The sequence below is a fragment of the Streptomyces europaeiscabiei genome (assembly GCF_001550375.1).
In the GTDB taxonomy this organism is placed as follows: Bacteria; Actinomycetota; Actinomycetes; order Streptomycetales; family Streptomycetaceae; genus Streptomyces; species Streptomyces europaeiscabiei.
Map to the genome: position 1 here is coordinate 1 of NZ_LRTR01000326.1, position 2,279 is coordinate 2,279.

Sequence of the window (2,279 nt, forward strand, 5' to 3'; positions counted from 1 at the left end):
GCCGCCGGTACCGGGGCGCGCACCCCGGTGGCCCGGCTCGCGGCCAGCTCGGTGCGCAAGGCAGCTACCTCTCGGCGCAGCCCCGTGAGGGTGCGCAGGACGGCGACGCCCACGGCGGCGGTGGCGGCCGTGGTGAGCAGCAAGGCGATCGGCATAGCGCTCACTGACGTACTCCCGGTTCAAAGTCGACCCCCGACTTCCTACATCAGCTTGAAGGGCGGACTAACCAGCTGTCAGTGCGTAACGTCACGAAACGGGCAGGGATCTGGTCCCGATGTTTGGTGGTGAAACGGCTCTGACCTGCGTAAATCCCTCTCCGGAGGGAGATAGGTCACATCCTGGGGGAGATTGGATCACAAAATGGCCCGGAGTCCCCCAGGGATGGGGACTCCGGGCCACGGCATCGCGGTGCGCATCCGAACGGTTACGGCTCCGCGCGCGGGCGGGCGGTCAGCTGAGGCGCTCGATGACCATCGCCATGCCCTGGCCGCCGCCGACGCACATCGTCTCCAGACCGAACTGCTTGTCGTGGAACTGGAGGGAATTGATGAGCGTGCCGGTGATGCGGGCGCCGGTCATGCCGAAGGGGTGGCCGACGGCGATCGCGCCGCCGTTCACGTTCAGCTTGTCCAGCGGGATGTCCAGGTCGCGGTAGGAGGGGATCACCTGGGCGGCGAAGGCCTCGTTGATCTCGAACAGGTCGATGTCGTCGACGGTGAGGCCCGCGCGGGACAGGGCCTGCTTCGACGCCTCCACCGGGCCGTAGCCCATGATCTCGGGGGAGAGCCCGGAGACGCCCGTCGAGACGATCCGGGCGAGCGGGGTCAGGCCCAGGTCGCGGGCCTTCGTGTCCGACATGATCACGAGGGCGGCGGCGCCGTCGTTGAGCGGGCAGCAGTTGCCGGCGGTGACCAGGCCGTCCTCGCGGAAGACCGGCTTCAGGCCCTGCACGGCCTCCAGGGTGACGCCCGCGCGCGGGCCGTCGTCCTTGCCGACGACCGTGCCGTCGGGCAGGGTCACCGGGGTGATCTCGCGCTCCCAGAAGCCCTTCTTGATGGCTTCCTCGGCGAGGTTCTGCGAGCGGACGCCGAACTCGTCCATGTCCTCGCGGGTCACGCCCCACTGGCGGGCCAGGTTCTCCGCGGTCTGCCCCATCGCGATGTACGGGTCGGGGAGCAGGCCGTCCTCGCGCGGGTCGTGCCAGGAGGCGCCCACCGACTTGGAGACGGTTTCCGTGCGGGCCTGGGCCTCGGCGAACAGGGGGTTGCGGGCGGTGGGGATGTCGCTCGTGCCGCGCGCGGTGCTGCTGACGACCTCCACGCCCGCCGAGATGAAGACGTCGCCCTCGCCGGCCTTGATGGCGTGCAGAGCCATGCGGGACGTCTGGAGCGAGGAGGAACAGTAACGGGTGACCGTGCAGCCCGGCAGGTGGTCCATGCCCAGCTGTACGGCGACGATACGGCCCAGGTTGTGGCCCTGCTCGCCGCCGGGCAGGCCGCAGCCGAGCATCAGGTCGTCGATGTCCTTCGGGTCCAGCTCGGGGACCTTCGCGAGGGCGGCCGCGACGATCGTGGCGGTCAGGTCGTCGGGGCGCAGGTCCTTCAGCGAGCCCTTGAAAGCGCGGCCGATGGGGGAGCGGGCGGCTGAGACGATCACGGCTTCGGGCATCACGGCTCCATTGGCATGCGAACGGAAAGCAGGGCTGTGGGGGAAGTTACCCGTACGTATGGGCTCGGTCACGGCTGGAGGGGTGTGACTCCGACCGCACTTTTCTAAGCGCTTGCTTTTTTTGGGTGGGGCGCTCAGTGGCTCGGGGTGCGCTGTGATCGGGTGGGTGTGGGTGTGGGTGTGGGTGCGGGTGCGGGTGTAGGTGCGAGTGCGGGTGGGTGGGGGCTGGTCGCGCAGTTCCCCGCGCCCCTGAAAAGCAGGGGCTGCGCCCCTTGCTTCCCGGGCCCACCGGTCCGTCGCCTTCGGCCCACCGGCCTGTCGCTTCCCGGGCCCGCCGGTGGCCGTGGTCTTCCGGACCCACCGGCCCATCGCCGTTCAAGCCCACCGACCTGTCGCCTTCCGGGCCCACCGGTCCGTCGCCTTCGGCCCACCGGCCTGTCGCTTCCCGGGCCCACCGGTGGCCGTGGCCTTCCGGGCCCACCGGCCCGTCGCCTTCCGGGCCCACCGGCCCGTCGTCTTCCAGGTCCGCAGGGGCCCGGTCTTTCAGGGGCGCGGGGAACTGCGCGAGAAGCCCCACCGGAGCCGACCCGCCAGCGCACCCGCGCCCTTCA

1 protein-coding gene is annotated in these 2,279 nt (G+C 70.4%); it reads right to left on the reverse strand.

Annotated features, from left to right (window positions below; all coding sequences use genetic code 11):
* Nucleotides 1-450: 450 nt before the first annotated feature.
* Nucleotides 451-1,668: an acetyl-CoA C-acetyltransferase gene (locus AWZ10_RS15960; RefSeq protein WP_046709129.1), complete on the reverse strand. Its 1,218-nt coding sequence runs from the start codon at nucleotides 1,666-1,668 to the stop codon at nucleotides 451-453.
* Nucleotides 1,669-2,279: the final 611 nt, after the last annotated feature.

Excerpts from the sequence above, each read along its gene's own strand:
- AWZ10_RS15960 (WP_046709129.1), bottom strand. The coding sequence starts at position 1,668 with ATGCCCGAAGCCGTGATCGTCTCAGCCGCCCGCTCCCCCATCGGCCGC.